The following is a 3694-nucleotide window of genomic DNA, read 5'->3' as shown; positions in this document are numbered from 1 at the left end:
CTTGTAGGCTTTCCACGCGATGTCCTCGAGCCTGGCGAGTGCCTCGCTTTCCGATGCGACGGCCGGATCCACGAACGACGTCATGAAGGGCTCGTGGAACACGGCGCGTTGGAGTTGACCCGGCGCTTGGCCTTTGCGGACTTTGATCATGCGGGAGCAGTGTTTTGGCTTCCCCACTGAGGAGCCCAAATGCTCGCGACTTCCAAGGGCGCCGCGAGTAGGAGTAGCCCGACGTTTCAGGTGCGCCGCCACTCGATCATTCGACGGTCCCTGCCGCACGGCTTCGCCAAGCGCGGATGCTTGCCAGGAGACTGCCCGCTTCGACGGGCTTCACGAAATGGCAGTCGAAGCCTGCATCCAACGCGGCCTCGCGATCCTCGTGCTGTCCGTACCCCGTGAGTGCGATCAGGAGAACGCCGTCTTCCCCACTGGCACGAAGTCGGCGGGCGACCTCGTAGCCATCCAGGCGCGGCAGCCCGATGTCCAACAGCACGACCTCGGGTCGGAACTCCGCTGCAACCGCCAAGGCCTCTTCGCCATCGCCCGCGGTCCGCACCGCGTGTCCCTCCATCTCCAGCATCGTCGCCAACGCCTGCGCGGCGTCGACGTTGTCGTCGACCACAAGAATTGATTCGGGTCGAAGCGGCTTCTCCACAGCCGAGCCAGACAGGGTGGGCGTGCTTGAACGCGCAGTCGTCCCTCGAGGCAGGGTCACCCGGAACTCCGACCCGAGATCGCGGCCGCCGCTGTGCACCTCGATACGGCCTCCATGCATCTCGGCCAGCCGTCGTGCCAATGTCAGTCCGACACCCAGGCCCCCTTGCGACCGATCAAGTCCTCGCTTGCCCTGGGCGAACAGATCGAAAATGCGTGGAAGGAGCTCATCATCGATCCCCATGCCTTCGTCCCTGACCTTGACTTCGATGTTCTGGTCGTCGAATGCCACACGCAATTCGATGGCAGTGGCTTCCGGACTGTATTTCGCGGCATTGTGAAGCAGGTTGGCGATGACCTGCGTGAGCCGCGCGCCATCGGCATGCAACCAGATCGGCGCTTCCGGCATCTCTACCTCGAGCCTCTGGCGCCGGCTCTCGAGCAGCGGATGCACGGTCTCGATGCTGTGCGCAACGACGACCCGGAGGTCGACCGATTCACATTTGAGCGTGATCTTCCCCTGACTGATGCGCGTAACGTCCAGCAGCTCTTCCATGAGACGCGTGATCTGGCGAAGCTGGCGGCTCGCCAGATCCAGCGCCCACCCCACCTTGGGATGCTTGTCCGCCACCCGCCGAATGACTTCGATCGCCGTATGGACGGAGGCCAGCGGATTGCGCAGTTCGTGGGAGAGCATGGCGAGAAATTCGTCCTTCCGCTGGCTTGCCTGCTGCAACTCCTGTTGCGCCGCCTGCCGCTCCACGATCTCCCGCTGGAGGTTGCGATAGAGCCGCGCATTCTCGAACGCCGCGCTTGCCCGTGTCGCGACTTCCTGCAGGAGGTTCAGGTCGGCTTCGTGCATCCAGGCGCCGTCTTCGGGTGAAGCCACCAGCAGGGCACCCAGCACGCGCTCCCCAAAGCGAAGCGGGACGGCGGCGATGGATTCCAAGGCCGGTCCGCCGAGCTCACCGTGCGGATGCCCCAGCGCTCCGGCGCTCAGCCCCGGAGCCGCCCTCCTTGCCACCGTGGCGATGCCACGAAGTGCCGTCGCCTCCTGCAAGGCAACCATGACCTCGGCATCCGCTGCCAGTTCGGTCCCGATCGCGACCGCGGGAGGATCGTCGCCCGGGGGCCGCGCCGCGATGGCGAACGATCCTCGACCGAGTTCCGGATCCGCGATCCAGACCAGCGCCGCGGCGGCGCGTGCCGGCACCAGCACAGCCACCAGCTCGCGCATCGCCACCTCGATGTCCAACGAGCGGCTGAGCGCCTGACTGGCAGCCGCGAGAAAGGCGGAACGCCGATCGTTCTCCTCGGCCATGCGGCGTGCGGCTTCGGCCGCCATCATTGCCGCGCGCGCATCTACCTGCCGCTCGACCTGGCGCTTCATCAGATAAAGCGACACGAAGACGCCGACCTTGCTGCGAAGGATCTCCGGCACGACCGGCGAGAGGATGTAGTCGACCGCACCCAGCGAGTAACCGCGGGCTGTCTGGATCTCGTCCGCGTACGAGGTGATGAAGATGATCGGGGTGTGGGCACTGCGCCGGTGCTGTCGGATCAGCGTGGCGGTCTCGAAGCCATCCATCCCGGGCATGTTCACATCGAGCATGATCACGGCGAACTCGCGATGGAGGATCTCGCGCAGCGCGTCCGCCCCCGAGCGCACCGTCACGAGGTTCTGACCGAGCTCTTCGAGCACCGTCCGGAACACCAGCAGCTTCTCGGGCAGGTCATCGACGATCAGGATATTGGCGCGCTCGCCGACAGGCGGTTCATCCTTCGGGGGCGGGCCGTTCGGCGCTGCTAGTGGCACAGCCATCCCCGCAGGACCACCAGCAGATAGGCCGCGTCGACCGGTTTCGACAGGTAGTCCCAGGCCCCCGCCTCGATGCACTTCTCGCGATCGCCCTTCATGGCCTTGGCCGTGACCGCCACCAGCGGCAGCGGCTTGCCGCGGGGCAGCTTGCGCAGCTCCCGCATGGTCTGCATGCCGTCCATCTCGGGCATCATGATGTCCATCAGCACGATGTCGATGTCCTCGTCCTCCTGCACCAGTCGGATCGCGTCGCGTCCGTTCTCCGCCGAGACGATGACCATGCCCTGTTGATCGAGCACGGTCGCCAGCGCAAAGATGTTGCGCATGTCGTCATCCACGATCAGCACCTTCCGGCCCGCCAGCGAAGAGGCGGCATCGCTGGCGGCCTCGACCGCACGGCGTTCCTGCTCCGACATTAAGGCGAAGCCGCGATGCAGGAAGAAAGCACAGCTGTCGATCAAGCCATTCAGGCTGCTGGCGCTGCGCCAGGCGGAGCCGTCGAGACTCCGCGTCCATGCCGTCAGTGGCGCGCCAGCGACGACCTGGTCGTCGGGGGGTCCGTAGACGATCACGGGAAGCTGATGGACGGGAGCTCGTTCCTCCAGCGCCTCAGCCAGGTCCGAGGGGCCGAATCCCGGGACGGAGCCGTCGGTGACGAAGCAGTCCACCGGGCGCCGTGCGATCTCGCCGGCGACGGCCTCCCCCGACTCAGCCACCGATATCTCGACCTCGGCACCCGCGAAGGCCTCCAGCAGCTTCGCACGCGCTCCGGATGCGCGCATGCCCACGAGCAGCGTCCGCGGGCTTCTCGATACGAAGCTGTGCAGTTGCCCCATGGCCTCGTCCACCTGGTCCATCGACTGCAAGGGCTTGGCAAGGAATCCCACGGCACCGGAGTTCAGTGCGCGCTCGCGCGAATCGTCGGTCGACACCACGCAGACCGGGATGTGCCGCGTCGTCAGGTCTGCCTTGAGGCGCTCCAGGATGCGCCAGCCTTGCATGTCGGGCAGGTGGATGTCCAGCGTGATCAGGGCCGGGCGGTGGTCGCGGGTCAGCGCCAGCGCCACCGCGCCGCTCGAACTCACCAGCGCCTTGAAGCCGGCGCGACGCGCGGCTTGCAACAGGACCTTCGCGAACGCCAGGTCGTTCTCGACGATCAGCGCCACCTTGTCACCGGGCAGCAGCGCGTCGCGGTCGTCGCCGGCCACGTTCAGCGCATGC

2 protein-coding genes are annotated in these 3694 nt (G+C 66.2%); both read right to left on the bottom strand.

Translation table 11 applies throughout. The annotated features are described in order from the left end of the window. Positions 1-256: 256 nt before the first annotated feature. Positions 257-2476, bottom strand: a complete 2220-nt coding sequence (locus AC1DY5_RS46710; RefSeq protein ID WP_478121182.1) for a response regulator — start codon at positions 2474-2476, stop codon at positions 257-259. Further along, on the bottom strand, positions 2461-3694 hold a 1234-nt coding region (locus tag AC1DY5_RS46705), incomplete at its 5' end, for a response regulator (protein ID WP_478121181.1). The genes AC1DY5_RS46710 and AC1DY5_RS46705, both read right to left, overlap by 16 nt.

This window comes from Variovorax sp. P4_D9, assembly GCF_056401695.1.
The sequence above is the reverse complement of the archived record's forward strand: the minus strand, read 5'-3'. Positions and strand labels throughout refer to the sequence as shown.